Source organism: Mangrovimonas sp. sgz306409 (assembly GCF_059735265.1).
In genome coordinates this window covers 127,260-154,258 of record NZ_JCAPEU010000004.1, presented here as the reverse complement: position 1 = coordinate 154,258, position 26,999 = coordinate 127,260, and the positions used below count along the sequence as shown (strand labels likewise).

Sequence of the window (26,999 nt, the reverse complement as noted above, 5' to 3'; positions counted from 1 at the left end):
AATGCAGTTTAAATACCCGGAACTTCTTTACGCACTTTTCCTACTTATCATCCCTATAATTGTCCATTTGTTTCAATTAAGACGTTTTGAAAAAGTGCCTTTTACCAATGTGCAGTTTTTGAAGAATGTGACACTTCAAACCCGCAAAAGTTCCCAAATTAAAAAATGGCTTACCCTAATTACAAGATTATTGTTGCTTGCAGCCATTATCATTGCATTTGCACAACCCTATATTACAAAATCTAATAGCTTTATTAGCAGCACAGAAACCGTTATTTATTTGGACAATTCCTTTAGTATGGAAGCCAAAGGGAAAAACGGGACCTTATTGAATACGGCTGTACAGGATCTTTTGGAAACAGTTCCAGAAAATGACCAGATTACCTTTTTTACTAACGATTCTTATCACCCAAATACCACGATAAAAGCATTAAGAAATGAATTGATTCGCTTAAAAACATCATCCAATCAATTAACCTATGAGGCAGCTGTGCTAAAAGGAAGAAAGGCATTTTCCAATGACAAAAGTTCTACTAAAAATTTGGTAATGATATCAGATTTTCAGGAAAAGGGAACTCCTTTCACCTTTATGGCAGACAGTACTTTTCATTTAAATACAGTGCAATTGGAACCTGTCAACACCCGGAACGTGAGTATTGACAACGCCTACATTTCTAAAAAGGATGTTGAAAATCTAGAGCTAACTATAACTTTAAACAATCACAATCAAAATATTGCAAATCAATCAGTTTCACTTTTCAACAATGATAATTTAGTTGCTAAAAATTCTGTTGCTTTTGAAGAAAGTAACACAGCCGTTTTCACTCTTCCAATCAATCAGGAAATAGATGGTAAATTGCTTATTGATGATCCCAACCTTCTTTATGATAACACACTTTATTTTAACCTAAACCAACAGGATAAAATCAAAGTGCTGTCTATAAATGAAGTAGACGATACTTTTTTAAGTAAAATATTTACCAATGATGAATTTGTATATACTTCATCTCAATTCAAATCTTTGGATTACAATACAATTGAAGACCAAAATTTAATTATCGTCAATGAGTTGAAAGACATTCCAATGTCACTAACCACAGCCTTAAAAGCTTATAGTGACAATGGTGGATTTGTTTTAATTATCCCTTCAAATAACACAAACTTAAACACATTAAATCAATTATTTACAAATTTAAACACAAGCTCATTCAACAACTTCATTGAAAGCGAAAAGAATATTACCAATATTAATTTTGACCACCCCCTTTTCACCAATGTATTCGACAAAAAAGTAAACAATTTTCAATACCCAAAAACCAATTCTTATTTCACGTTACAAGCTCCCAATCCTTCAGCCGTTTTGAAATTTGAAGATGGCTCTTCATTTCTATCACAATACCAACATGTATTTGTCTTTTCGGCGGCCTTGAATGACGACAATTCCAATTTTAAAAACTCGCCTTTAATTGTTCCCGTAGTTTATAATATTGGCAAGCAAAGTTTGAAATTACCGCAATTGTACTACACTATAGGCAAGGAAAACACGATTGATATCAATACCCAACTGCAGCAGGATGATATCCTTTCCCTAAAAAGTGATGAGCAATCTGTGATTCCTCTGCAACAAACCTACATGAACAAGGTGGAATTGAAAACCAATGAATTTCCTGAAACCGCTGGAATCATCACGGTTATGAATAAAGACAAGGCGCTCAAAAAGTTAAGTTTCAACTACGATAGAAGCGAAAGCCAATTAACTTACCACAACCTTGCATCCCTTGATGGAATTTCAAGCAGTAACAGTGTTTCCTCCATGATTAACGAGATAAAAAGTGCCTCTAATGTTAATGAGCTATGGAAATGGTTTGTTATTTTTGCAGTAGCTTTTTTAATCATTGAAATGCTTATCTTAAAATTCCTAAAATGACCTTACTTATAAAATCTGCAACAATAGTTGATTCCAAAAGCGATTTTCACAATCAAACTGTTGATATTTTAATTGAAGACGGGAAAATCTCCCAAATTTCCGAAACCATTGAAAACACCAAAAACTACGAAGAATTAACTTTGGAAAACCTGCACGTTTCCCAAGGATGGTTCGATAGCAGTGTAAGTTTTGGAGAGCCAGGATACGAAGACCGCGAAACGATTGCAAACGGATTAAAAACAGCGGCACTTTCAGGCTTTACGGATGTGGCTGTAAATTCTAACACGCACCCTGTAATAGATTGTAATACGGACATTTCATTCCTTAAGGCAAAATCTTTTGGAAATGCAGTAAACCTTTACCCTGTGGGCGCTTTGACAAGAAACAGCGAAGGTATTGATTTGGCGGAATTATATGATATGCAAAATGCAGGTGCTGTTGCTTTCTATGATTACCAAAAACCTATCTCCAACCCTAACCTTGTAAAAATTGCGCTGCAATATGCAGGTAACTTTGGAGGTTTGGTATTGTCATTCCCTCAGGAATCAAAAATTACCGGGCTTGGAGTCATGAACGAACACATAACAAGCACTTCCCTTGGTTTAAAAGGAAATCCTGCCCTTGCGGAAGAACTGCAAATAGCTCGTGACCTTTTTATTTTGGAATACACTGAAGGAAAACTACACATTCCTACCATCTCTACTGCCAAATCTGTAGACCTTATTAGAAAGGCAAAAGCAAAGAGTTTAAATGTGACTTGTAGCGTGGCTGTACATAATCTCGTGTTTTCAGATGAAAGCTTGGTAGGTTTTGACACCAATTTCAAAGTATTACCTCCTTTGAGAACTCAAGAAGATATCGATGCCCTAATTGAAGGCTTGAAAGATGGCACGATAGATATGGTTACAAGCGACCACAACCCGATGGATATAGAACATAAAAAAGTGGAGTTTGATCACGCCTCTTATGGAACCACCGGTTTGGAAAGTGCCTTTGGTGCCTTAAACTCAACCTTCACTACTAAAAAAGCGGTAGAATTGCTCACGAAGGGTAAAGACCGTTTTGGCATAGAAAAGCATCCAATAAAAGTTGGCGAAACGGCTTGCATCACTTTATTCAACCCTGATGAATCTTATAAATTTGCTTCTGAAGACATTATAGCGACTTCCAAAAACAGCTGCTTCGTTGACCATGAGTTAAAAGGAAAAGCCTACGGGATTTTTGCAAATAATCAATTGGTAATAAAATAATGACAGAACAGACGATAAAAGAAGGCAAAACATTGGCGATTGTAAGCTACATGACGTTTGTTGGCTTGATTATAGCCATTATCATGAATTTGGAAAAGAAAAACCCTTTTACCAGCTTCCATATCCGCCAGATGTTGGGGTTAATTTTAATGCTATTGGTTTCCAATGTTTCCGAACAATATATCAATAGTTGGCTGGGAACTGTGCTTTGGACCATCACTTTTGTGTCTTGGTTGTTCGGTTTGTATAATGCCATTCAAGGTTCGGACAAACCAATTCCTGTAGTGGGTGAATATTTTCAAGACTGGTTTCGTAACATTAACTAATCCCAAATGACAAATTTAGCTCTATACCATATTACCAGACCTTCGTCTTTAAAAGAAAATGCACCGTTATTGATTATGTTTCATGGCTATGGCAGTGATGAAAACGACTTGTATTCCTTTGCTTCGGAATTACCAGAAGAACTATTTATCATCTCTGTAAGGGCACCCTACCCTATGCAGCCTTACGGCAACGCTTGGTATGCCATCAATTTTGATGCAGAAATGAACAAATGGAACGACAATGTGCAAGCTGCGCAATCTCGTGATTTAATTGCAACCTTTATCGATCAAGCCTGCGACACTTATCCAGTAAACAAAGATAATGTTACACTTTTAGGGTTTAGCCAAGGAAGTATTTTGAGCTATGCCGTAGCAATGACTTACCCAGAAAAAGTAAAGAATGTCATTGCTTTGAGTGGTTATATCAATGAAGAAATTTTGCCAGAAAACTTAGATAGTAAAGATTTTAGCTCATTGGACATTTATGCATCCCACGGCAGTGTCGATCAAGTAATTCCTGTGGAATGGGCTCGCAAAATTCCTAAATTCTTAAGCGCACACAATATCAAACACGCCTATTCTGAATTTCCTGTAGGGCATGGCGTTGCCCCACAGAACTTCTACGAATTCAGAAAATGGTTATCTGAACGCATTTAGATTGAAGGTGGTGGATACATAAAGTACTCCACCACTTTAAATTTCAGCTCCTCTGTTTCTGAAATTTCATAGGTCATAAAAATCTGCCCCCAGTATTTCCCATCACTAAAATCGGCAATGATCCATTTATGGTTCAATAATTTAATTTTATTGACCATCATCTTTCCGTCGGTCATTGAGGCATAAGGTACTAATGGATGGTCGTCACCTTCGTAAACATTCAACTTGTAAATTTCGTCCTTAATAAAAGGAATCAATTCTTCAACATCGTAACCTTTGTTTTCAAAATAAGAAAGGGCATCTTCATCTGTTTCAATATCAAAGTACATCAACTCCAAATTTTCATCATGCAACGCTTCAATTTCTACTTTGTCCTTTTCCAATTTTTCCTTTAGCTGCTTGATATCCTTTTCATAGGAATCCAAAATGTTTTTAGAATTCGCATATTGGAAAACGATTAACAATACCGAAAAAATAAACAGGTACATAAAAATTCTGCTCTTCATAATTTAAATTGAAATTTGTAGGTTATCATACGCCAAGAAAACATTGCTTGGTAATTTTTGTTGTACTTCGTCGTGAAATCCCAAAAGATGGCTTATATGCGTTAGATACGCTTTCTCTGGCTTCACTTTTTCTATAAAATTCAGGGCTTCTTCTAAATTAAGGTGTGACATATGTGGCTCTATACGCAGGGCATTAACCACCAAAACTTTTAAATTCTTCAACTTCTCCATCTCCTCTTCTTCTATGGTCTTCATATCCGTTAAATAGGCAAAATCACCAAAACGGTATCCAAAAACCTGGAGTTCGTGGTGCATTAAATTCACAGGGATGATTTCTAAACCTCCCAAAGTAAAAGGTTTGCTAGTGATAACATTAGATATTACGCCTGGCGCCCCTGGATATTTGTTTTCGGTTTCAAAAATATAATCGAAACGCCTTTGCAATTCCCCAATGACTCTTTTATGTGCATAGATGGGCATATCACCTTGCATAAAATTGAAAGGTCTAATATCGTCAAGTCCAGCGGTGTGATCTGCATGCTCGTGGGTAAACAAAATACCATCCAGTTTTGTACATTCTGCTCGTAGCATTTGCTGTCTGAAATCTGGACCACAATCTACAACATAAGCATGGTCATCCCACTCTACCAAAACAGATACTCGTAACCTTTTGTCTTTAGGGTTTTTACTCAGGCACACGGGATGTGTACTACCTATAATGGGGATTCCTTGGGATGTTCCTGTGCCTAAAAACGTAACTTTCAAATCATCTGAGTTTGGAACAAAAATAATGTTATTTTTTTGTTTACCATGGTATTTTAATACCTTTGTGCAGTACTTAAAACCCGGATTTAAAAGATGGAAATAACCTTAAAGGGAGATAAAGAATTCGATGATGTTCCTTCGTTAAAGTCGAAAGCACTTCGAATCAACCTTAATGAGAATATTTATGGAACTTTTGCTGAAATTGGCGCTGGACAGGAAACTGTACGCCAGTTCTTTAGAGCAGGAGGCGCTTCTGGGACCATCGCTAAGGCCATGTCTGCCTATGACAAAGACTTTAGTGATGCCATCTATGGTATTGAAGACGACAAACGTTACGTAACCGAAGCCCGTTTGCGTAAAATGCTTAACCACGAGGTTAACTTAATAGAAAAACGACTTCCTAGAGATAAACACCCACACAAATTGTTCTTTTCGTATGCCAACACTGTGGCTACCATAGATTTTGCAAAGAACTATAAAGGACATGGTTGGGTAGGTATTAAATATCAAGTAGATCCAGAGCAAGAATACAACGAAATTATCCTTCACTTGCGTTTTAAAGAAAACGACGCAAGACTGCAGCAGGAAACTTTGGGGGTACTTGGTACCAACTTGATTTATGGGGCATTCTATAAATACAACGAACCAAAAAAGCTTTTAAGATATCTATATGACCACTTGGACAAAGACCAATTGGAAATTGATACTATCAACTTTAGTGGTCCTATCTTTAGTGAGGTTGACAACCGCTTAATGAGTTTACAATTGGTAAAAAACGGCATGACCGATGCGGTAATGTTCGCACCAGATGGAAACAACGTACTTCCTGCGAGAGTGTTGTACAAAAAGAACATTTTGGCATTCCGTGGAAGTTTTAGACCGGTAACCAAAGTAAATATGGACATGTTCCATAAGTCTTACGACATGTTTGTTAAGGAGAATAAAGTAGATCCTAAAAACACTCAAGTGGTGTTTGAAATCACGCTTTCCAACTTACGTGCTGAAGGAGAAATCAATGAGCAGGACTTTATGGACCGCGCCAAATTATTGTGTTCTTTGGGACAAACGGTTTTGATTTCCAATTTCCAGGAGTATTACCGTTTGGTGGAGTATTTCTCTCAATATTCTAAAAACAGAATGGGATTGGCCATGGGAGTAAATAACCTGGTAGATATTTTCGACGAGAAATATTACCGTCACCTAAGTGGAGGTATTTTGGAGGCCTTCGGAAAATTGTTCTTTAAGGATCTTCGCGTATATCTTTATCCAATGGTTACCAAAGATGGTACGTTGGTAAACAGTGAAAACCTTAAGGTACACCCACGTATGAAAGAATTGTATAAATTCTTTAAATACAATGGAAAAGTGGTAGATATCACCGATTATGATCCAAGTGTTTTAAACATTTTCTCTAGAACCGTATTAAAAATGATTTCCAACAGCAAAAATGGTTGGGAAAACCTCCTACCTGAAGGAGTTGCGAAATTAATTAAGGAAGAGAACTTGTTTGGTTTTGAAACTGAAGAAGTTTACCACGAAGAATAGTTCGTGAAACGATATATTATAAAAAAGCCCTTTTGAGAACTTCAAAAGGGCTTTTCTTTTATGCCAAAATTTGATCGGCGTGCGCTTTGGTTTTCACTTTAAGGATAATATCCTGAATAATCCCATGTTCATCAATAACAAAAGTAGTTCTATGGATACCGTCAAACTCACGACCCATAAATTTCTTAGGCCCCCAAACACCATAGGCATTGATGACTTCTTTGTCTTCATCTGCCAATAAAGGATAAGGAAAGCCATATTTCTTCTTAAAATTGGATTGACGCTTTTCCGAATCGGCACTTACGCCTAAAATATCGTATCCCATGCTTTGGAAACGTTCATAATTATCACTTAAATCGCAAGCTTCAGCCGTACAACCAGGTGTACTTGCCTTTGGATAAAAGAAAAGAACCAGCTTTCTTCCTTTATAGTCTGTAAGTGATACTGTGTTTCCTTGTTCGTCTTTTGCCGTAAAATCTGGAGCCTTATCTCCTACCTTTAATTGAGTCATAATTATTAACTTTGAATTTTGTACAAAAATACAATTTATGACCAAGCAAGAAAAAGTGGATTTCGTAATTACCACTTTAAAGGAACTATACCCAACCATTCCAATTCCTTTAGACCATAAAGATCCTTATACCTTATTGATAGCAGTCTTGATGTCTGCACAAAGTACCGATGTTAGAGTGAACCAAATTACGCCTCTACTGTTCGAGAGAGCAGACAATCCGTATGACATGGTGAAACTTTCGGTGGAAGAAATTAGGGAAATCATTAAGCCAGTTGGCCTTTCTCCAATGAAGAGTAAAGGGATTCATGGATTATCTGAAATATTGATTGAAAAACATAATGGCGAGGTCCCGCAAACCTACGAAGAACTAGAAGCATTGCCTGCCGTAGGCCACAAAACAGCCGCAGTAGTGCTATCACAAGCCTTTGGCATTCCCGCATTTCCTGTGGATACGCATATTCACCGCTTAATGTACCGTTGGAATTTAAGCAACGGAAAAAATGTAGTCCAAACCGAAAAGGATGCGAAACGATTGTTCCCAGAAGAATTATGGAACGATCTTCATTTACAGATTATTTGGTACGGAAGAGAATATTCTCCAGCCAGAGGTTGGGATCTTGATAAAGATATCATCACCAAAACTATTGGAAGAACAACAGTAATTAATGACTATTACAAAATGAAAAAGCCCTGATGTCTCAGGGCTTACAAAGTCTAGTTTAGAAGTGCTTCAAACTTCAATTTATTACAATGTATAACACTTAAAGCCTTCGAATAATTTAAAAGAAACTCTATGGTCTCCTTTTTAGGATTCAGATTGTCTTTCTTTGGGGGTGTGCATTCTGAGTAAAGTTTTGCCATTATTAAATTTTTAGGTTCTTATAATTTCAATAACGTACAAAAAATCACTTTATTATATCAATTTGTTAAAATTATATTATTTTTTTCAATCACCTTTCGCAAATTGATCAAGGCATAGCGCATTCTACCTAAAGCTGTATTAATACTCACTCCCGTAATATCAGAGATTTCCTTAAAACTCATATCCTTATACATACGCATTACCAAAACCTCTTTTTGGTCATCAGGCAACTCTTCAATCAACCGTCTAAGATCGCTTTCTACCTGATCTTTTATAAGCTGCTTTTCGGCATTTAAGTTATCATCTCCCAATACAGAGAAAATACTGAATTCCCCTGCATTATCAAATTTGGGCATTCTGTTGTTCTTCCTAAAATAATCAATGACCAAATTGTGGGCAATACGCATCACCCAAGGCAAAAACTTCCCTTCTTCGTTGTATTTTTTCAACTTCAAGGTACGTATAACCTTAATGAAGGTATCCTGAAAAATATCTTCGGTAACATCTCTATCCAAGACTTTGGAGTAGATAAAACTGTAAATTTTTTGTTTGTGCCTATAAATAAGTACGGAAAGAGCGCTCTCATCTCCGTTAATATAATTCCTTACTAAAACAGCATCAGTGATAAGTTCGTTTTTCATAATAATTACTTTAATGGCTCGAAGTAAAACTTCCTAGCTTGGGGTTAATTTTTTTAAAGTAATATTATGCTATAGGCAAGTGGTTTTAGACTGATTAATGACCAAATATAACAACTATAAAGACAAAAAAGCAAAATTTAACAACAAACTTTAACATTTTATTTATACTAAAAGAGGAAAACCAATATAAAGCTTGCACAATTTTTACCGGAAATATTTTAGGATTTTCCGTTCAACTTTATCAATATCAAATTAATTTATTCAGATAAAATACTTGTAGTATCTTTGCAAATCTATTAGCAAAAGGCATTATGAACATTAATATTTCCGAAGTAAATCCAAAAGAGAATATCATCATTAAAGGTGCAAAACTTCACAACTTAAAAAATATTGATGTTGTTATTCCACGGAATAAATTAGTGGTAATCACAGGGCTGTCTGGTTCTGGAAAATCCAGTTTGGCGTTTGACACGCTTTACGCCGAAGGGCAAAGACGCTATGTAGAAAGTCTGTCCAGTTATGCACGCCAGTTTTTAGGAAGGCTCAATAAACCAAAAGTAGATTATATCAAGGGAATTGCCCCTGCCATTGCCATAGAACAAAAAGTAAACTCTACAAATCCGCGCTCTACGGTAGGAACCACCACCGAAATTTACGACTATTTAAAACTCTTGTTTGCCCGCATAGGTAAGACCTATTCTCCCATTTCCGGAAATGAGGTAAAGAAACATACCACACAGGATGTTTTGGAGTATATTAAACAATTTGAAGATGGCGCAAAATTGTTGCTTCTCTCTCCTATTATTCTTGAAGAGGGCCGCACGATGGAGAATAAACTTAAAGTATTACAGCAACAAGGGTATGCTAGAGTAAAATATCAAGACGAGGTCCTTAGAATTGAAGATGCCCTTCAAAAAGGATTGACTTCGGATATTGTTTTGGTTGTGGATCGCGTTATTGTAAGACATGAAGAGGACTTCTTTAACCGATTGGCCGATGCCATTGAAACTGCCTTTTTTGAAGGGAAAGGTGCCTGTACAGTAGAATCCCTTTCCAACGAAGAACAACGTTCCTACAATAACAAATTTGAACTGGACGACATGACCTTTTTGGAGCCTAACGTCCATTTGTTCAGCTTTAACAATCCTTACGGTGCCTGTCCTAAATGCGAAGGCTATGGAGATGTTATTGGTCTTGATGAAGATTTGGTCATCCCAAATACAGGCTTATCCATTTATGAAAATGCCATTTTCCCATGGAGAGGAGAAAGCATGAGTTGGTACAGGGATCAATTGGTGAACAACTCACATAAATTCGATTTTCCTATTCATAAACCTTATTACCAATTATCCGACGCGCAAAAACAATTGGTTTGGGAAGGCAATAGCTATTTTGAAGGCTTGAATTCCTTTTTTGAAGAACTGGAAGCCAAAGCTTATAAAATCCAAAACAGGGTCATGTTATCCCGTTATCGAGGCAAAACCAAATGCAGTACTTGTCACGGAAAACGCTTAAGACCTGAAGCGAATTATGTAAAAATTGGAGGAGCAACCATAACGGATTTAGTAGAATTGCCATTAAATCAATTAGCTGATTTTTTTGATACTCTTGAACTAAACGAATACGACACAAAAATTGCCGAACGATTGCTGAAGGAAATCACCAATCGCTTATCCTTCCTAAAAAATGTAGGACTTGAGTATTTAACCTTAAATAGACGTTCCAACACCTTGTCTGGAGGAGAAAGCCAACGTATTAACCTTGCTACATCTCTTGGAAGCAGTTTGGTAGGTTCCATGTATATTTTAGATGAACCTAGTATAGGGCTCCATCCAAAAGACACCCAAAAGCTTATTAAAGTTTTGGAAGCCCTTCGTGATTTGGGCAATACGGTGATTGTGGTAGAACATGATGAAGATATCATGAACGCCGCAGATGAAATCATTGATATAGGCCCCGAAGCGGGAACTTTTGGAGGTGAAGTTGTGGCTACAGGTACTTACAAGGATATCCTAGCGTCCAATTCATTAACGGCCCAATACCTTAATGGACAATTGGAAATTGAAGTCCCACAAAAAAGACGCACGTCAAAATACCATATCGATATTCTTGGAGCTAGAGAAAACAACCTTCAAAATATCGACGTAAGATTTCCTTTGGAAATGCTCACGGTAATTACCGGGGTTTCTGGTAGTGGAAAAAGTACCTTGATCAAAAAGATCCTCTATCCCGCCATTCAAAAGAAACTAACCGATTTTAGTGAGAAACCAGGCCAGTTTACAGAGCTTCAGGGCAACTTTAAAAATATCAAACATGTGGAGTTTGTTGATCAGAACCCAATTGGAAGGTCGTCACGCTCCAACCCAGTTACTTATGTTAAGGCATATGATGATATCAGGGCGTTGTTTGCTTCACAAAAGCTGAGCAAGATTCGTAACTATCAAGCTAAACACTTTAGTTTCAATGTAGATGGTGGCCGATGTGAAACCTGTAAAGGTGAAGGTGAAGTGACTATTGAAATGCAGTTTATGGCCGATGTGCACCTAACCTGTGAAACCTGTAACGGAAAGCGCTTTAAAAAGGATATTTTGGAAGTGACGTTTGAAGGCAAAAGTATCGACGACATTTTAAACCTTACCATTGATGAGGCCATTGCATTTTTCACCCAACATAAAGAAACCAGAATCCAATCGAAGCTGCAACCTCTCCAAGATGTTGGTTTAGGCTACGTAACCTTGGGACAAAGTTCATCTACCCTTTCCGGTGGAGAAGCTCAACGTATTAAGTTGGCTTCTTTCTTGGGAAAAGGAAGTAAAAGTGATAATGCCCTATTTATTTTTGACGAACCCACCACCGGGCTGCATTTCCACGACATTCAAAAACTGCTCAAGTCATTTCAGGCACTTATTGCCAAAGGCCATTCCATAATTGTTATTGAACACAATTTGGATCTTATAAAATGTGCCGATTTTATTATTGACTTAGGTCCTGAAGGCGGAAAGCAAGGCGGACAACTAGTAGCTGTGGGGACTCCTGAAGAAATTGTAAGAAACGAAAACTCGATTACAGGTAAATTTCTCAAAGAAAAACTTTAATCGATTTTAACAATTATTAGACTTTTTATTCCTCTAAAATACAGTATCTTGCAGCCCTCTTTAAAAGAAAGAGCAACGTTATTGAAACCCCTTTAATTTATTAATCTACATATAGCAGGAAGCTTGTCTCATTAGTTTGAGGCAAGCTTTTTCAGTAAAATAGAAATGCTGTAAGTCCCATTACTATCACTGCCAACGGAATTACAAACAATAAGAAAGCAAAAGAGATAGTGCTGCTCTTCAAAAAACATACAAACCATCCTTGCCCATAAAATCTTTTAATGGCTATCCACAGATAAAAGAATGTAGAAAACATAATGACACTGTTGATCCAACCAGGAAATCCCTTCCAAATTAGATTGCAGATTACCAAAATGCTAAACACCATAAATAAGAACGAAAAGAAATAAAAGGTAAACACCAAATGGTGCGCATACTTCCCTTTTCTGTAGAAAAACACTTTTAGAATCAAAGCAAAAATTGGAAGCAAAATGAACATGGAAATGGGGATACTATCATAGAAAGCCTGAAGGATAGACCCTCCGCTTCTGTTCTTATAAAATTTTAATGCTTGATGGTACAAACGTCTCGAAAAAGCACTGTTATCGTCGTCCATACCCATTTCTTTGTAAATCTCCTCATCTGAGGCTCCCGAAGCAATTAATGAATCTATGGCTTCCTGATTAAAATTAAATCCTGTTTTCACTACCTTTTTGTCTTCTGAAGATTTTATGGAATCCAACACTTTAAATCCAGATTCATCCAGTTGAAAGCCCACCTTGGAATCCTTTAACTTCTGATTCACCTCCGCCACTTTCACCGAATCTGAAACAGCTTGCTTGATGGAATCTATATATTCTTGTTTATGTTCAAATTCCGTTTTTAAAACGGTATCCAATTTTTGTGTTTGTTCACGAGTCACAAATGAGAACACAAAGAAAAAAATCACGGAAATAAACAGATACATCTGTGCTGGATGTAAATACAATAAGCGCTTCCCTCCTATAAATTTACTCGCCAAATAGCCAGGTCTTGTCATTAATGGAATGAAACTCTTGAAAAACCGAGCATCGAAAGAAAAATAATTACTAATGGTATTGTAGAACAAGACTCCTAAAGTTAACTGCTCATCTACCTTTTGACCGCAAAACGGACAAAACTCAAAATTGGCATCAAATTCGTTTTCGCAATTTTTACAAGTAATCTCAGATTCACTCATCTGCTATAATTTGGCGGTTAATAAGTTAAAAGTAATAAAAAAGAATTTTACTACATATTTAAACGCATGGATTAAAATGACTAAACCACAAATTAAATTAACCGCATAAAAAAGACCTTAAATAAGGTCTTTCCAAATTCATATTTTCATTGAATCTTACCTAGCCACAAAATCACTTAAGAAAATAAAGATATGTCCAGTTTTACTATCTATTTCCATATTGTATTTCGTTGGATAGTTGCTTCCTGGGTTTTCAAACTGCAAGGGCTGGGTAAAATCTGAAGTAAACTCTGTAGCGGTTTGCAAAAAATCTAACGCAAACTTTGTTTCTACAAACACATGTTTTTGATTATAAGATCCATGTATGATTCCTGTGTCAAAGTCATTGTTTACTGCTAAGAAATCAAAAGGCAACCAATGCTTTCCAGCATAAGGGTAATACCCCAATTGTCCTGGTAATTTTAAAAAGCCCACAGGCATTTTATTCACATCGGGGAACACATTTACAGCATCTACAATGGCTTGATTATTGTCATCATACGGAAGGATTTGCAAGCGTTCTTCTTCAGGAATCTCAAAAAAATGAACATCAAAATGAGGAATCCAATAGGCCGGTGCGTGCCCCATTGGTTCCCAATTAAGGGTAATATGCTCATAGGCCGTCAATTGTTTGGCCTTTAAATGAAGAGGAATTGAAGTAATTGCATCATCTTCTGGCAAACTTTCTAAATCTCCCAATGCTTCAGGGGTAATTTCAATGCCGAATGCCACAGGAAAATCATTGTCATCCACACTTACCCAAGATCTCACCTTCCCAATTCCAAAAGCAACCTGAGGGCCTTTAAACACTAGTAATTTATCAGCCTCTCGCTTGGCTGATGGAACATTTTCCGTTGGTATTGACACAACGGATTCTTCAATTAAATCTGTTTCCTGAGTAGAACAGGAATACATCAAAAAAGCCACAAATATCCACAGATATACAGTAGCACAACTGCAACGTTTTTTCATGATTATTGGTATTAGAATTAATAATAATAATAATAATAATAATAATATTGCTCAAGTATATGCTGGCATAAACTCTTCAAAGAGCTTATGACTCTGCCTACTATTTTTCAGAATACCTTAGAGAGAAAATTTCAGTTTAGGGATAACAACTGCATTACTACATAAAAATAGGTAATTTAAAAAGAGGAAATTGTTGTGATAGATAAAGGAAATGGTTTGGTGGATAGAAACATGTTTTTAAAAGACAAAATGAAAAAGCTACACCCTTCCTTCATACAATTGATCTATAACGTGGCCATAACTACTTCCCACGGGAATGGACACATTCCCTATTTCAATATCGTAATTGGTGAACGCCGTAATTTTTTTAATCGCCAAAATATACGAGCGATGTGTCCGAATAAATAAGTGTTTTGGCAAAATGGCTTCGGTGACGCTTATGGACTGCTTCACTTTGAGCTCAGGATGATCTTCACGATGGATGATGATATAATCCTTGAAACTCTCTATATAAAGAATGCTTTTCAAAATTACCTTAACCGTTTTTCGTTGTGCCCTGAAATACAAAAATTCCTTGTTTAAAGCTCCTTCTGCTGAAAGGTCAAAATAATAACCATTGGTGTACTTTTTTACGGCCTCCAAAAACCTATCGTAAGAAATGGGTTTGGACAAATAATCCAATGCTTCCAACTGAAAGGCCTCTATTGGTTTGTTTTTATGGGAAGACATGTAGATAACCTTAGGTGTATTTTTATGAATTTTCATAAATTCCATAACGGGTAAACCTAAACAGCCCACATCCAAAAACAGCAAATCTACCTGCTCTCCTTCAAATGCACCAAAAGACTGTTGGGCACAACTAAATACCCCCACTACTTCCATTTGTTCAATAGATGCAATATGGTCCTTCAAAATTTTAATTGAAGGAGGTTCATCATCTACTATCAAACATCTACAGATCATGATTGGTTAAAAAGCACAGAAGTGCAGTTAGCTATTCTAAAGTTACATAATTATAAATTATGTGATACTTTTTTTTAATTATATGGATTTTAACTGGTATCACTCAGTATACAATTCAATAAATATCCATCTAATAAACAAGGCTATAGCCAAATAAAATCGAATGTTTTAAAATAATTTTCACTAATTCATTTCAATATCGAATCAGATTTGGCACGCTGTTTGTTTTGTATAAACCGAACCCTTAAAATCTTCTAATATGAAAAAGATTATTTTATTATTTACGAGTTTACTTCTAGCAGGGGTATCTGTAAACGCAACATCTACTTTTAACAATACAACAGTTTCCCATACGTATGTGGGAGGTTATGGCAATTCTTTTATCTTTATGGAGGACGGCATTGAATTTTCGGTATTTCCAGATGGACAATTTGATTTTTATGTTCCAAAATATGGCCCCGATGTAAATGTAGCTTTCTCTTCTCCAAACTTCTCCATTAGTTTCAATTCTGGATACAACTACAGCCCATATATTCAGTATGACGATTTTGGAGCCATCATTCAAATTGAACATGTGCCAATTTTCTATGATTACTATGGAAGAATTGTACGTGCAGGAAACGTAAACATATTTTACAACAATTTTGGTCGCATTGCGAGAATAGGTGGTTTATATGTTCACTACAACAATTACAGAACTTATACCCACTGTACTGGTTACATTAACGTGTACAATAGAGCCTATGTATACCGCCCTTGGCATAAATATTATGTAGTTCCAACCTACAATTATTGCATGGTAAGTCCGCAACCTTATAGAAGATATTATACACCGGTAAGACATACTTATTACAGACCTTACCATAATAATGTAAGACATGTGAATGTAAATGGACACAGAAATGCTGTTGCCAACAATTCTAGACGAACCAATGCGCAACAAACCCGAACTCACGAGCGATATAGACAAGAAGCTGTTCCGCAAAGACAGGTAACTAGGACCAATAACAGCAATAATAGAAGCACAAACCGCTCTCAAGTGAATACCAACGAGCGAAGAACTGCAAATTTTTCAAATAACAACAGTAGAAGTCAAAATTCTAGAACACAAACAACTAGAACGACCAATTCTAGACAAACCGTTAGTACTTCTACAGAAAGAAGAAAAAAATTAGAATCGAAACAACCAAATCGATCTAATGAACGTACATATACTAGCAGACAAACTAACAATAGATCTGCTCAAGTAACACAAAGTAGAAAGACTACTTCTTCAAACAAAAGAGCAAGCAGCAATGCTTCTCAAAGAAGTTCTGGAAGAAGATAACATATAGACGACTTTTTGGTTGGTTAGTTAGAAATCCCCTGTGAGAAGTATGCCTCAAAGCACCTCACGGGGTTTTCTTATTTTATACCTTATTTAGATTTTGGTAAGAAACTTTTTTACGACACTATTAATGTCCTCCGAAATGTGAAGCTTGAAAACTAATAGACCATAGCCTAACACAATCAACAAAGACTTTAAGGTCATATTGATTAAGGGATGAAATGGAAAGTCCCAAAAATAGAAGACTGCAAACCCAACTAGAATTACCAAACTTAATACCAGACTCTCTTTGGAGAAGGGCCACATCCCGAATTTCAGTTTTACAAAGTAAATTTTTATAGAGTTATAAATAAATATTGCAATAAAAGTAGCTATGGCAGCACCATTCATTCCATACTTAGGGATGAAGGCTAAATTCAAAAATACAATTAAAATGGTCAACAAAACTCCAAAAAACAAGACCATTCTATAATAATCACTATTGAATAAAATGGCGTTATTGTTCCCCATTACATTATCATATAATTTCGCAGCACTTATCAAAAACACTACCAATAACCCTTCTCTAAATTCCTTTGGAATTATTAAATATAGTTCATTGATATTCAAAACAATCAACAAAAAAATCAAGCCACTTACTACGTAGAGGTTTAGAGATGACCTTTGGTAAAGTCCCTTTAGCTCCACCATGTTTTTATCATTTAACAACTTTGCGGTTAAAGGCATCATAATTTGGTGCATCGCCCTTTGAGGCACCGCAATAACCGTTGCAATAAAAATGGCCACACTGTAATAAGCCACTTCTTCAATATCGGGGCGTAATTTCCCCAGCATGAACTTATCGATATCCAAAATAAGCGTCGCTATAGAACCTGCTATGATGATAAGTGACGAATACTTTAAAATAGCGCTCAGATTTTCAATTTTATTAAATCGAATTACGGGCCAACGCACATTGTAAGCATATAGTTTCATCACCACCATTCTTAACACATATACACCCACCAAAGCATTTATAAACTGTTCTACGGTAAGCCAATTGAAATAAACGGCAAATAGGAGGATCATAATTGCTATTCGGTGGAAGACTTCCTTCATGAAATTTCCAAAAACCGTTTGCATCTGTACTTTGGCCCAAGCAAAAAACACTTCAAAATAGGCCATGGCAACAGCTGTGATAAAAATATGCCACACGTAGCCTTTCACGATTTCATTTTCGGCACCTAGCCAATTGGAAATAAAATCATGGGCAAAAAATCCTATAATCCCTATTGGAATGGCCATTGCCAAAGGCAAAAACAACATTAAGGTTAAAAAGCTGTTGATGCTATTTTTGGTTTTATAGGTAGAATAAAACTTAATCATGGTGTTTTGCACCCCAAAAGCCATTAAAGGCATCATTATATTGGCAGCAGACAATATAAAACCAACCAAACCATAATACTCATCAGAAATGAAATTGGTATACAAAAACAAGGTATTGATGGCCCCAATACCAAATCCTAGATACGTACTGACGGTGTTTTTAAAGGATTGTTTAATGACAATTCCCATAGAAGTTCAGGTTGATTTAAATTAGTTTGGACAGTTTTTCAGTCAATGATTTTCTACTGTATTGTTGTAAGCCAATAGGCTGAGTCACCAATGAATTTGTTTTGTAAGCTTCAAAATACAATAATATTTGCGACTTTATACGTTGCTTTTCATCATAGTAAAAATAGTGTCCTGTGTTGGTTTCCTTAATGATGCGCTCCACATCGGATTGCATAGGCCCAATTGCAATGATTGGTGTGTTGGAAATCATATACTCAAATAATTTCCCTGGAATGATCACTTTGGTATCTTCAGAATCTATTTCAATTAGCAACAACACTTGCGATTGCATTTGAGCTTTTATCGCTTCGATATGCGACACATATCCCTGCAAGTGAACATACTCCTTTAGGTTATAATTATAAATGCTTTGCAATACGTCGTCACTAACCACCCCTGTCAAATTCAGTTGAAATGCTTTCCGAAAGTCTTCATTTTCATCAATCAACTCAGAAATAGCTTGCCACAATTCAACAGGATTACGTTCAGACAATAAAGACCCAATATGGGACATCGTAAACTTTTTATCCTTCTCTGGTCTAGCTACCTTATGAGTATCATATCCGTTGGTGATCACGGTAATGGGCTGACTCGTTTTGGTTTCAAACTCCAATTTGGTGTTATTGCTGGTTACCAAAATATGGTCGGCAGTTTGCAACACTTGCTGCTCCAATTTCAAGTGCTTTTCTTTGGAAGATTTCGACAGCTTAAGTTGCTTGTGATAACCAATCGTCGTCCAAGGATCCCGGAAATCAGCAATCCAAGTCACTCCTAACCTAGCCTTCAATTGCATTCCTATTAAATGCAAGCTATGTGGCGGTCCTGTGGTTATAATCGTTTCAATGTCATTCTTAGAAATATATTCTGAAAGAAATTCAACCGAAGGCCTTACCCAGTTTTTGCGAGCATCCGGAATAAAAAAGTTACCACGTACATACAGCAATAGCTTTTGTAAAAAGGATTGCTTTTTGGCTTTTGGAATCACACCAGAGCTAATCTCACTGGCTTTGTTCTTGGAAATGAAATTGGCAAAACGATACGGTTCCTTAATGGGAAGTTTTAAAACCGTGGTGCCTTCCGGAACTTCATTCAACATATTTTGGTCCACAATGGGATAATTGGGGTTCTCCGGACAAAACACGATAGGTTCCACACCAAACTGTGGCAAATACTTTACGAATTTCAACCAGCGTTGCACCCCAGGTCCTCCAGCTGGAGGCCAATAATATGTTATAATGAGTGCTTTTTTAGGCACTTTCATTCATTTTTTTATATCCAAAAAATACGCCTCCAAGAAGCAACAATACCAACACAATGGAACTCGCTAAAGAAATCTTGCTACCAGTAGCAATTACTTTTGGTTCAAACTTAAACTCTATGGTGTGCGTACCTGATGGCACGTTCATTCCTCTTAATACATAATCTACTCTCGTATGGTCTGCAGCCGCACCATCTACATAGGCCTGCCAACCATGACCGTAGTAAATTTCAGAAAACACTACAAAACCATCATTTGAGTTATTGGAAGTATATTTTAAGTAATTCGGTTTAAAATCTGTTAATGTGATGGTCGCCAAAGAATCTACAGTAAATTTTTTCGCTTCAATTGACAAAGAAGAAATCGCCGTAGTTTTGGTATTCAAACTATCCAATAACAACATTTCCTCATTAGCGGTTTCTACAGTCTTCAACTCCGAAACAAACCACGCATTACCATTGGCTTCTTCATTAGTGTAAGGAAACACATTTCCTTTTTCATCTTGCGCTATGATGTACTTTGTATTCAGCATATTGAGCACTTCCATATTGTTTCGGGACACATGGAACTCATACAATTCATTATAACGTCCCAATTTTGCCGCATGATACCCACTTAAAGAGTTATGGAAATAAGAAGCTCTAGCCCCTCCAGAAGTTAAATCGAACACACGGTAATGCGATTGATCCTTCATGATTTCCATATCTACTGCAGAAGCTTGATAAGGATTGTTCACTTTTAAAGAGGACACAAAATTATCATTGTTCACATAACGTCTATCCACACCAACCAAGTCAAAAGCAATCAATAATGCCATTATCAAAATGACTTTCCCTTGAGATAATTTCTCGCGAAGGAATAAGAAAACAGTTCCAGAAGCCAATAGTACCAAAACCAAAGTTCTAATGGTATCTGCAGTAAACATAGACTTTCTATCCTCTCTTAAAGCATCTACAAAACTTTGCCCATATTCACCATAAGCCTGACGAAAATAGCCATCATTAACTCCCACAAAATCCAAGAAAGAAGATTTAAACAATAAGAAAACTAAAGCCAAACCACCCGTAATCATCGCCGAATACTTTAAGGCCTTTTCCTTGGTTTCCTTGTCGTCTTCATTTTTAAATAATTGGGTAAGTCCCAAAATAGCCAATACAGGAATACATAATTCCAAAATCACCTGAATAGAACTAACTGCTCTAAACTTGTTATATAATGGGACATAGTCTATAAATAGATCTGTTAGGAACCCTAAATTCTTTCCATAAGACAATAATAAAGATAGTATAGAGCCTCCCACAAGCCACCATTTCAAGCGACCTTTCACCAAAAACAAGGCTAAAACAAAGAGAAATAATACCACCGCGCCAATATAGGCTGGTGCTTCCACAATGCTTTGGTCTCCCCAATACGTAGGTGTGGCCTGCACTTCTCTCGCAGCCTCAACCGGAGATGCACCAATATTGGTATAAAATTTATACATGGCCGAATCTGGCCCAACATCTTCATGGCTACCACCTCCCATAAATCTTGGGATATACAAGTTGAAAGTTTCCAACAATCCATAACTGTACTCCGTGATGTAATCTTTACTTAAGCCACTGGTTACTTCTTTTGGAGAACCATCAGCATTAATGGTCAATTCACTTTTACCACGGGTACTTTCTTTAACATATTCCTGAGTAGCCATGATGTTCGTGGCATTCAGTCCGACAGCTAAAATAGCAGCTATAGCCATTATCCCAACGGATTTAAAAAAATGTGGTAATTCCTTTTTTCTATAAGCATCCACCAAATAAGCCACACCCAAAACCAATACCAACAACAGTAAATAATAAGTCATTTGAAAGTGATTAGCACAGATTTCCAATGCCAAAGCAACGGCGGTTAATAGAAAACCTCCGATATATTTTTTTCTAAAAGTGAGCAAAATTCCACTCAAAACCAATGGCATATAAGCAATGGCATGCGCCTTGGCATTATGACCAACTCCCAGAATAATAATAAGATAGGTTGAAAAACCAAAGGCTAAAGCACCTAAACCTGCCAGCTTAAAGTCCACCTTTAGTACCAATAGTAGAATATAAAACCCTATAAAATATAGAAATAGATAATCGGCTGGTCTTGGTAAAAACCGAAGTGCCAAATCTAATTTCTTGATGTAGTTATGTGGGTAATGGGCCCCTAATTGATATGTAGGCATGCCTCCAAAAGCACTATTGGTCCAATAGGTTTCTGTTCCCGTTTCCTCTCTAAAATCGTTTTGTTGTTTGGCCATCCCCTTATAGTGCATAATATCACTTTGGAAGATTTCCTTTCCTTTTAAAACCGGGCTAAAATATGCTAATGAAACAACAATAAAACCTACTAAAACCAATAGGTGTGGAAGAATTCTTTTAATTGGAAAATGCATGAATATATATTATCGAATGATTGCGAAAATTAATCAATTTCTTCGTAATCTATATATTCTCCTACGGTTTTATTTGAAGCGTTATCGGTTTTGGGCATCTTGTCAATGACCGTTTCCCCTACCTTTTCTTTTTCTTTTTCTCTATATGGTTGTTGCTGTTGAAATTGTCCTCCAAAACGTTCCTGCATTTTTTTGGACATATAACGCACCAAAAGCGGCGCAAAAATCCTGGAAAGGATTTTCAATCCGTAATAAATCAGCAGTATTATTAATATTGTTCTTAAAAGGCCCACCGCAGATGCTGTTTGCAACATGAATTATTTTTTGTCAAAAATACAATTCTCTTTCCTTAAACACCCGCATAAAACCTTAAAAAAAATATAAAATAGAATTGACATTCCATCGTTTTAAGGGTATCATATTAGAATGAAAAAATTTATGTAGTTTTGAAATCAAACAGTACACTAACAAAGCCCAACCTCTAAAACGCTATGTACCAAATGAAACCCATGAAAACCTATTTATTATTACTAGCCTTTTTGGCGTCTTCCATATCCTTTGCCCAATATACCGATGTTATCAACTCCAACCGCCCAGGGGTTTCGAGCAGTGCTTTTTCTGTTGGAACCAATGTGCTGCAATTCGAAATGGGGCCATATTATGTGAAGGAAAAGCACACGCCTCTTCAATACGAGGTATCTGGTTTTGGAGTAGATTTTATGGCGCGTTACGGTCTGTTTTTTGAGCAATTGGAAATCAATTTAGAAGGTGTTTATCAAAACGACAAGTTCACCGATAACCGCTCTGCCATTTCTGAGGAAACCAAGCGCTCCAACTTTAAAAACTTTACCCTTGGTGCCAAATATTTAATTTATGATCCTTATAAAAACCAAGAGGACAAACCTAATATTTATAGCTACCATGCTAACAGAAAATTTCAATGGAAATCGTTAATTCCAGCTGTTTCGGCCTATGTTGGTGCCAATTTCGATTCTAAGGACAATCCCTATACTGCACCGGATGTAGAAGGCTTTAGCCCAAAAATTATGATTGCCACCCAAAACAATTTTTCCAACGGTTGGGTATTGGTCTTGAATTTTGTAAAAGATAGAATAGGCTCTGAGTATTCGGATTTTCAGTACATCATCACCTTAACCAAGTCCTTAAACGAACAATGGGTACTGTTTGGTGAAACTCAAGGCATCAAAAGCGACTTTTACGCCGATAATTTGTTTAGATTTGGCGGTGCTTATCTTTGGAACAAAAATTTCCAATTAGATACAGCCGTTACTTTGAATACCAAGGACACACCTTCAGTATTCAATTTTAATATTGGAGCGTCTTACAGATTTGATTTCCACAAAGACAAAGAGCCCGATAACAACAATTCGGCCAAAGACGAAATGAAGCGTAAGCAACGTGCCAATAAGAACAAAAAGAAAATAGACACAGATTTTTAATGACAGTGGCAAATACAATTATTTTGCCCGAGGAGACACATGATTACAGTAAAAGAAATACATTCCAAAAAAGACCTAACAGCATTCGTTAAATTTCCCTTCAAGCTTTATAAAAACAATAAATATTGGGTACCTCCCATGATTAAAGATGAAGTGGAAAGCTTCAATCCGGAATTAAACCCCGTTTTTAAGCATGCCCAGGCTTCTTATTTTTTAGCTTACAAAAACAATGAAATTGTTGGAAGAATTGCAGCCATTATCAATTGGACTGAAGTAAAATCCCAAGACAAAAAAGTGCGGTTTGGTTGGTTTGATGTGATTGACGACATAGAGATTACCAAGGCACTTTTGGATAAGGTTATTGCATATGGAAAAGCCCATAACCTTGAATTTATTGAAGGCCCTATGGGATTCTCCAATCTGGATAAGGTTGGTGTGTTAACCGAAGGCTACGACCAATTGAGTACAATGGTTACTTGGTATAATCATCCTTACTACGTCACCCATCTCGAAAAACTTGGTTACGTTAAACAGAAAGAATATATCGAAGGTTATTTTGATGTTGATAAGGTAAAAACTGAACAATTTGAGAGAATGGTTCCGCTTATTTCCAGAAGGTATGGTGTACGTTCCCTTAATTTCACAAAAATTGATGAGCTGTTGCCTTATGTAGACAAAATGTTTGACCTGTTCAATGAAACCTACTCCAAACTAGCTTCTTTTGTGGCTATTTCAGAAGAACAAAAGGATTATTTTAAAAAGAAGTATATCCCTTTGATCAACCCTAACTATATCAAATTCATTTTGGATAAAGAAGATAATATCATTGCGTTTGCCATAGTATTACCTTCCTTTTCGAAAGCCATACAAAGGGCTAAAGGAAAAATGTTCCCATTTGGATTTTATCACTTATTGAAGGCTAAAAAACATAGCGAAGAAGCCGTCTTTTATTTAATAGGCGTGCATCCTGAATACCAAAACAAGGGTGTTACTGCTCTAATTTTTAAAGAATTCTACGACTCCTTCAGAAAAGATGGTGTAAAGCGATGTATAAGAACCCCTGAACTGGAAGAAAACATAGCCATTCACCAATTGTGGAAAAACTTTGAATCTCCAATAACAAAACGACGCAGAACCTACAGAAAAGATTTCTAGCATAAAAAAAGCCACTTTAAAAAGTGGCTTTTCTATTTTGTCTATTTTCCTATTACTGCTCCATTGCAGCGGCAACAGCAGCAGAAAGTCTTTTATAAGTTCCATTCTCCAAACGCTCACGGATTGATGAGAAGGCCTCTAAAGTTTCTTGGATATCTTCCATAGTGTGAGTAGCCGTTGGAATCATTCTTAAAAGAATCAATCCTTTTGGAATTACAGGATAAACTACGATAGAACAGAAAATTCCGTAGTTCTCGCGTAAATCCTTAACCAAAGCCATAGCCTCAGGAATACTTCCTTTAAGGTAAACTGGAGTTACACAACTTTGTGTAGTTCCCAAATCAAAACCACGGTCTCTTAAACCAGATTGTAATGCGTTTACATTCTCCCAAAGCTTGTTTTTAAGCTCAGGCATGGTTTTCAACATATCCAAACGTTTCAAAGCACCAACCACCAATTGCATTTGCAATGACTTGGCAAACATTTGAGAACGTAAGTTGTATTTTAAGTAATCTATGATTTCTTGATCTGCAGCAATAAAAGCTCCCGTACTGGCCAAGGACTTAGCAAACGTTGCAAAGTACACATCGATACCATCTTGAACTCCTTGCTCCTCACCTGCTCCAGCTCCAGTTTTCCCTAGAGTACCAAAACCGTGGGCATCATCCACCAAAAAGCGGAAGTTGAATTTTTCTTTAAGGGCTACAATTTCCTTCAATTTTCCTTGCTCTCCACGCATACCGAATACTCCTTCAGAAATTACAAGAATTCCTCCTCCGGTTTGCTCAGCCATTTTAGTAGCTCTTTCTAAGTTTTTCTCTAAACTTTCAATATCATTGTGCTTATAGGTAAAACGTTTCCCCATATGCAAACGAACACCGTCAATAATACAGGCGTGTGCATCTACATCATAAACGATGATATCATCTTTAGAAACCAAAGCATCAATGGTAGATACCATTCCTTGGTAGCCAAAATTTAAAAGGTAAGCAGCTTCCTTATTTACAAAATCAGCCAACTCACTCTGCAATTTTTCATGCAAATCTGTGTGACCAGACATCATACGAGCACCCATTGGGTACGCTGAACCATAAGCGACACCTGCTTCGGCATCTACTTTACGAACTTCTGGGTGGTTAGCTAATCCTAAATAATCATTAATACTCCAAGTGATAACTTCCTTTCCTTGGAATTTCATCCTGTTGGAAATTTGTCCTTCCAATTTTGGAAACACAAAATAGCCTTCAGCCTGAGAGGCCCATTTTCCTAAAGGTCCCTTATCCTTGTATATTTTATCAAATAAATCTTTCATTAAAGCTAAAATTTGTCTAGTTATAGCGGCAAAATTAATTAATTCTATCCGCTTTGCATAATTAATTTATAAACTTGTGTTCATAATTTTAATGCACAAAAAAACCTATCATCTAAACGGTTATATGATAGGCTTTCTTACTGAATTATGAATCTTATTTTACGTATTGAATCGCTTCGATTTCAGTTTTGCTATCAAAGAAACCTTGTTCTTCCATCCACTTATCACTGTATACTTTACTCATATAACGTGATCCATGGTCTGGGAAAATCACAACAACTTTATCGCCTTTTTTAAACTCACCTTCAGCACTTAGTTGCTTAATGGCTTGCATGGCAGCACCACTGGTGTAGCCCACAAAAAGACCTTCAGTTCTTGATATTTCTCTAGCAGTATGGGCACTTTCCTCGTCTGTTACCTTGATAAATTTATCGATAACATCAAAGTCTGTAGCCGAAGGAATCAGGTTCTTACCTAAACCTTCTATTCTGTATGGATAGATTTCCTTTTCGTCAAACTCTTTGGTTTCGTGGTACTTTTTCAATACCGAACCATAAGCGTCTACCCCTATCACCTTTACATTTGGATTTTGCTCTTTCAGGTACTTAGCAGTTCCTGAAATAGTTCCTCCTGTACCACTACAAGCAATCAAATGCGTGATTTGACCTTCGGTTTGTTCCCAAATTTCAGGACCCGTGCTATTGTAGTGAGAATCTGTATTTAATTGATTGAAATACTGGTTAATGTAGACAGAGCCTTTAATTTCTTCGTGTAAACGCTTAGCTACTTGATAATACGAACGAGGATCATCTGCTTTTACATGGGCTGGGCAAACATAAACTTTGGCTCCCATAGATTTCAGCATGTCAATTTTATCTGCTGAAGATTTTGAGCTCACCGCAAGGATACATTCGTAGCCTTTGATAATGCTCACCATTGCCACACTAAATCCAGTATTTCCAGAAGTAGTTTCGATTATGGTATCTCCCGGTGACAAAATTCCTTTTTTTTCTGCTTCTTCAATGATGTGCAGTGCAATTCTGTCTTTAGAAGAATGTCCTGGGTTGAAAGCTTCTACTTTAGCATAGAAGTCACCATCGAAGTTTGAAGTCATCTTGTTTAATTTGATAAGTGGTGTTTTCCCTATGAGTTCCAACACATTATCAAATACTTGTAAGTTTTCTTTCATAAATGCTATTT

At 36.6% G+C, this 26,999-nt stretch carries 23 protein-coding genes; 10 read left to right on the top strand and 13 right to left on the bottom strand.

Features of this window, described 5'->3' with window-relative positions:
* Nucleotide 1 precedes the first annotated feature (1 nt).
* The 4 genes from AC6I5C_RS08600 to AC6I5C_RS08585 are packed head-to-tail and all read left to right on the top strand — an operon-like array spanning nt 2 to nt 4,160.
* Nucleotides 2-1,927, top strand: coding sequence for a BatA domain-containing protein (locus AC6I5C_RS08600; RefSeq protein WP_497904798.1), 1,926 nt, complete (start codon nt 2-4; stop codon nt 1,925-1,927).
* Nucleotides 1,924-3,177, top strand: coding sequence for a dihydroorotase (locus AC6I5C_RS08595; RefSeq protein WP_497904797.1), 1,254 nt, complete (start codon nt 1,924-1,926; stop codon nt 3,175-3,177). The genes AC6I5C_RS08600 and AC6I5C_RS08595 overlap by 4 nt, the downstream gene beginning before the upstream one ends.
* Nucleotides 3,177-3,503 carry a DUF4870 domain-containing protein gene (locus AC6I5C_RS08590; RefSeq protein WP_053977939.1) on the top strand — a complete coding sequence of 109 codons (327 nt, stop codon included), beginning with the start codon at nt 3,177-3,179 and terminating at the stop codon, nt 3,501-3,503. The genes AC6I5C_RS08595 and AC6I5C_RS08590 overlap by 1 nt, the downstream gene beginning before the upstream one ends.
* Nucleotides 3,504-3,509: 6 nt before the next feature.
* Entirely contained in the window at nt 3,510-4,160 is a 651-nt protein-coding gene (locus AC6I5C_RS08585) for an alpha/beta hydrolase (protein ID WP_497904796.1), read from the top strand.
* Here AC6I5C_RS08585 and AC6I5C_RS08580 read toward each other — a convergent pair.
* Nucleotides 4,157-4,666: a hydrolase gene (locus tag AC6I5C_RS08580; protein ID WP_497904795.1), complete on the bottom strand. Its 510-nt coding sequence runs from the start codon at nt 4,664-4,666 to the stop codon at nt 4,157-4,159. The genes AC6I5C_RS08585 and AC6I5C_RS08580 overlap by 4 nt on opposite strands.
* A 3-nt stretch (nt 4,667-4,669) precedes the next feature.
* Nucleotides 4,670-5,431 carry an MBL fold metallo-hydrolase gene (locus tag AC6I5C_RS08575; protein WP_497904794.1) on the bottom strand — a complete coding sequence of 254 codons (762 nt, stop codon included), beginning with the start codon at nt 5,429-5,431 and terminating at the stop codon, nt 4,670-4,672.
* Nucleotides 5,432-5,524: 93 nt separating this feature from the next.
* Between AC6I5C_RS08575 and AC6I5C_RS08570 the strand changes: the two genes are divergently transcribed.
* Nucleotides 5,525-6,976 (top strand): hypothetical protein, encoded by a 1,452-nt coding sequence (locus tag AC6I5C_RS08570; RefSeq protein ID WP_053977943.1) that lies wholly within the window; start codon nt 5,525-5,527, stop codon nt 6,974-6,976.
* Nucleotides 6,977-7,034: 58 nt separating this feature from the next.
* Here the strand turns inward: AC6I5C_RS08570 and bcp are convergent, their stop codons facing one another.
* Nucleotides 7,035-7,487: a thioredoxin-dependent thiol peroxidase gene (gene bcp / locus AC6I5C_RS08565; protein WP_497904793.1), complete on the bottom strand. Its 453-nt coding sequence runs from the start codon at nt 7,485-7,487 to the stop codon at nt 7,035-7,037.
* Between the two features lie 37 nt (nt 7,488-7,524).
* On the opposite strand from bcp, the gene AC6I5C_RS08560 reads away from it, so the two are divergent.
* Nucleotides 7,525-8,184 carry an endonuclease III domain-containing protein gene (locus AC6I5C_RS08560; protein ID WP_497904792.1) on the top strand — a complete coding sequence of 220 codons (660 nt, stop codon included), beginning with the start codon at nt 7,525-7,527 and terminating at the stop codon, nt 8,182-8,184.
* Between the two features lie 224 nt (nt 8,185-8,408).
* Here the strand turns inward: AC6I5C_RS08560 and AC6I5C_RS08555 are convergent, their stop codons facing one another.
* Nucleotides 8,409-8,993, bottom strand: a complete 585-nt coding sequence (locus tag AC6I5C_RS08555) for an RNA polymerase sigma factor (RefSeq protein ID WP_497904791.1) — start codon at nt 8,991-8,993, stop codon at nt 8,409-8,411.
* Nucleotides 8,994-9,304: 311 nt separating this feature from the next.
* Here AC6I5C_RS08555 and uvrA point away from each other — a divergent pair, with 311 nt between their 5' ends.
* Nucleotides 9,305-12,088 carry an excinuclease ABC subunit UvrA gene (uvrA, locus tag AC6I5C_RS08550; RefSeq protein WP_497904790.1) on the top strand — a complete coding sequence of 928 codons (2,784 nt, stop codon included), beginning with the start codon at nt 9,305-9,307 and terminating at the stop codon, nt 12,086-12,088.
* Nucleotides 12,089-12,239: 151 nt separating this feature from the next.
* On the opposite strand, the gene AC6I5C_RS08545 is transcribed toward uvrA, so the two are convergent.
* The 3 genes from AC6I5C_RS08545 to AC6I5C_RS08535 all read right to left on the bottom strand — a co-directional run bounded on the left by AC6I5C_RS08545 (nt 12,240) and on the right by AC6I5C_RS08535 (nt 15,281).
* Nucleotides 12,240-13,307: a DUF3667 domain-containing protein gene (locus tag AC6I5C_RS08545; RefSeq protein ID WP_497904789.1), complete on the bottom strand. Its 1,068-nt coding sequence runs from the start codon at nt 13,305-13,307 to the stop codon at nt 12,240-12,242.
* Nucleotides 13,308-13,463: 156 nt separating this feature from the next.
* On the bottom strand, nt 13,464-14,318 hold the full coding sequence (locus AC6I5C_RS08540; RefSeq protein WP_497904788.1) for a hypothetical protein: 855 nt from the start codon (nt 14,316-14,318) through the stop codon (nt 13,464-13,466).
* A gap of 258 nt (nt 14,319-14,576) precedes the next feature.
* Nucleotides 14,577-15,281: a LytR/AlgR family response regulator transcription factor gene (locus AC6I5C_RS08535; RefSeq protein ID WP_497904787.1), complete on the bottom strand. Its 705-nt coding sequence runs from the start codon at nt 15,279-15,281 to the stop codon at nt 14,577-14,579.
* Between the two features lie 259 nt (nt 15,282-15,540).
* Here AC6I5C_RS08535 and AC6I5C_RS08530 point away from each other — a divergent pair, with 259 nt between their 5' ends.
* Nucleotides 15,541-16,608, top strand: coding sequence for a hypothetical protein (locus AC6I5C_RS08530; protein WP_497904786.1), 1,068 nt, complete (start codon nt 15,541-15,543; stop codon nt 16,606-16,608).
* 93 nt (nt 16,609-16,701) lie between these two features.
* Here AC6I5C_RS08530 and AC6I5C_RS08525 read toward each other — a convergent pair whose 3' ends face one another.
* The 4 genes from AC6I5C_RS08525 to AC6I5C_RS08510 are packed head-to-tail and all read right to left on the bottom strand — an operon-like array spanning nt 16,702 to nt 22,186.
* On the bottom strand, nt 16,702-18,162 hold the full coding sequence (locus tag AC6I5C_RS08525; RefSeq protein ID WP_497904785.1) for an oligosaccharide flippase family protein: 1,461 nt from the start codon (nt 18,160-18,162) through the stop codon (nt 16,702-16,704).
* 16 nt (nt 18,163-18,178) lie between these two features.
* A complete protein-coding gene (locus AC6I5C_RS08520; RefSeq protein WP_497904784.1) occupies nt 18,179-19,462 on the bottom strand; it encodes a glycosyltransferase family protein in 1,284 nt (427 codons plus the stop codon).
* A complete protein-coding gene (locus AC6I5C_RS08515; protein ID WP_497904783.1) occupies nt 19,449-21,872 on the bottom strand; it encodes a YfhO family protein in 2,424 nt (807 codons plus the stop codon). Before AC6I5C_RS08515 ends, AC6I5C_RS08520 begins: the two co-directional genes overlap by 14 nt.
* Before the next feature lie 29 nt (nt 21,873-21,901).
* Complete coding sequence (locus AC6I5C_RS08510) at nt 21,902-22,186, bottom strand: DUF4834 family protein (RefSeq protein ID WP_497904782.1); 285 nt, start codon at nt 22,184-22,186, stop codon at nt 21,902-21,904.
* Between the two features lie 195 nt (nt 22,187-22,381).
* Between AC6I5C_RS08510 and AC6I5C_RS08505 the strand changes: the two genes are divergently transcribed.
* Both AC6I5C_RS08505 and AC6I5C_RS08500 read left to right on the top strand, forming a co-directional pair.
* Nucleotides 22,382-23,332: a transporter gene (locus AC6I5C_RS08505; RefSeq protein WP_497904781.1), complete on the top strand. Its 951-nt coding sequence runs from the start codon at nt 22,382-22,384 to the stop codon at nt 23,330-23,332.
* Nucleotides 23,333-23,371: 39 nt separating this feature from the next.
* A complete protein-coding gene (locus AC6I5C_RS08500; protein WP_497904780.1) occupies nt 23,372-24,487 on the top strand; it encodes a GNAT family N-acetyltransferase in 1,116 nt (371 codons plus the stop codon).
* Between the two features lie 52 nt (nt 24,488-24,539).
* Here the strand turns inward: AC6I5C_RS08500 and capB are convergent, their stop codons facing one another.
* The gene (capB, locus tag AC6I5C_RS08495) at nt 24,540-25,799 is read right to left on the bottom strand and encodes a cysteate-C-fatty acyltransferase (protein WP_497904779.1); all 1,260 of its coding nucleotides are present in this window, start codon (nt 25,797-25,799) and stop codon (nt 24,540-24,542) included.
* 154 nt (nt 25,800-25,953) lie between these two features.
* Entirely contained in the window at nt 25,954-26,988 is a 1,035-nt protein-coding gene (gene capA, locus AC6I5C_RS08490; protein WP_497904778.1) for a cysteate synthase, read from the bottom strand.
* Between the last annotated feature and the right edge of the window lie 11 nt (nt 26,989-26,999).

Bases quoted from the DNA above. Each gene is read 5' to 3' on its own strand.
- bcp (WP_497904793.1), bottom strand. From the start codon at position 7,487: ATGACTCAATTAAAGGTAGGAGATAAGGCTCCAGATTTTACGGCAAAA.
- AC6I5C_RS08595 (WP_497904797.1), top strand. From the start codon at position 1,924: ATGACCTTACTTATAAAATCTGCAACAATAGTTGATTCCAAAAGCGAT.
- AC6I5C_RS08525 (WP_497904785.1), bottom strand. From the start codon at position 18,162: ATGGGAATTGTCATTAAACAATCCTTTAAAAACACCGTCAGTACGTAT.
- AC6I5C_RS08590 (WP_053977939.1), top strand. From the start codon at position 3,177: ATGACAGAACAGACGATAAAAGAAGGCAAAACATTGGCGATTGTAAGC.
- capB (WP_497904779.1), bottom strand. From the start codon at position 25,799: ATGAAAGATTTATTTGATAAAATATACAAGGATAAGGGACCTTTAGGA.
- AC6I5C_RS08510 (WP_497904782.1), bottom strand. From the start codon at position 22,186: ATGTTGCAAACAGCATCTGCGGTGGGCCTTTTAAGAACAATATTAATA.
- AC6I5C_RS08555 (WP_497904791.1), bottom strand. From the start codon at position 8,993: ATGAAAAACGAACTTATCACTGATGCTGTTTTAGTAAGGAATTATATT.
- AC6I5C_RS08520 (WP_497904784.1), bottom strand. From the start codon at position 19,462: ATGAAAGTGCCTAAAAAAGCACTCATTATAACATATTATTGGCCTCCA.
- AC6I5C_RS08585 (WP_497904796.1), top strand. From the start codon at position 3,510: ATGACAAATTTAGCTCTATACCATATTACCAGACCTTCGTCTTTAAAA.
- AC6I5C_RS08580 (WP_497904795.1), bottom strand. From the start codon at position 4,666: ATGAAGAGCAGAATTTTTATGTACCTGTTTATTTTTTCGGTATTGTTA.
- AC6I5C_RS08570 (WP_053977943.1), top strand. From the start codon at position 5,525: ATGGAAATAACCTTAAAGGGAGATAAAGAATTCGATGATGTTCCTTCG.
- AC6I5C_RS08540 (WP_497904788.1), bottom strand. From the start codon at position 14,318: ATGAAAAAACGTTGCAGTTGTGCTACTGTATATCTGTGGATATTTGTG.
- AC6I5C_RS08545 (WP_497904789.1), bottom strand. From the start codon at position 13,307: ATGAGTGAATCTGAGATTACTTGTAAAAATTGCGAAAACGAATTTGAT.
- AC6I5C_RS08535 (WP_497904787.1), bottom strand. From the start codon at position 15,281: ATGATCTGTAGATGTTTGATAGTAGATGATGAACCTCCTTCAATTAAA.
- AC6I5C_RS08600 (WP_497904798.1), top strand. From the start codon at position 2: ATGCAGTTTAAATACCCGGAACTTCTTTACGCACTTTTCCTACTTATC.
- AC6I5C_RS08500 (WP_497904780.1), top strand. From the start codon at position 23,372: ATGATTACAGTAAAAGAAATACATTCCAAAAAAGACCTAACAGCATTC.
- capA (WP_497904778.1), bottom strand. From the start codon at position 26,988: ATGAAAGAAAACTTACAAGTATTTGATAATGTGTTGGAACTCATAGGG.
- uvrA (WP_497904790.1), top strand. From the start codon at position 9,305: ATGAACATTAATATTTCCGAAGTAAATCCAAAAGAGAATATCATCATT.
- AC6I5C_RS08560 (WP_497904792.1), top strand. From the start codon at position 7,525: ATGACCAAGCAAGAAAAAGTGGATTTCGTAATTACCACTTTAAAGGAA.
- AC6I5C_RS08515 (WP_497904783.1), bottom strand. From the start codon at position 21,872: ATGCATTTTCCAATTAAAAGAATTCTTCCACACCTATTGGTTTTAGTA.
- AC6I5C_RS08530 (WP_497904786.1), top strand. From the start codon at position 15,541: ATGAAAAAGATTATTTTATTATTTACGAGTTTACTTCTAGCAGGGGTA.
- AC6I5C_RS08505 (WP_497904781.1), top strand. From the start codon at position 22,382: ATGAAAACCTATTTATTATTACTAGCCTTTTTGGCGTCTTCCATATCC.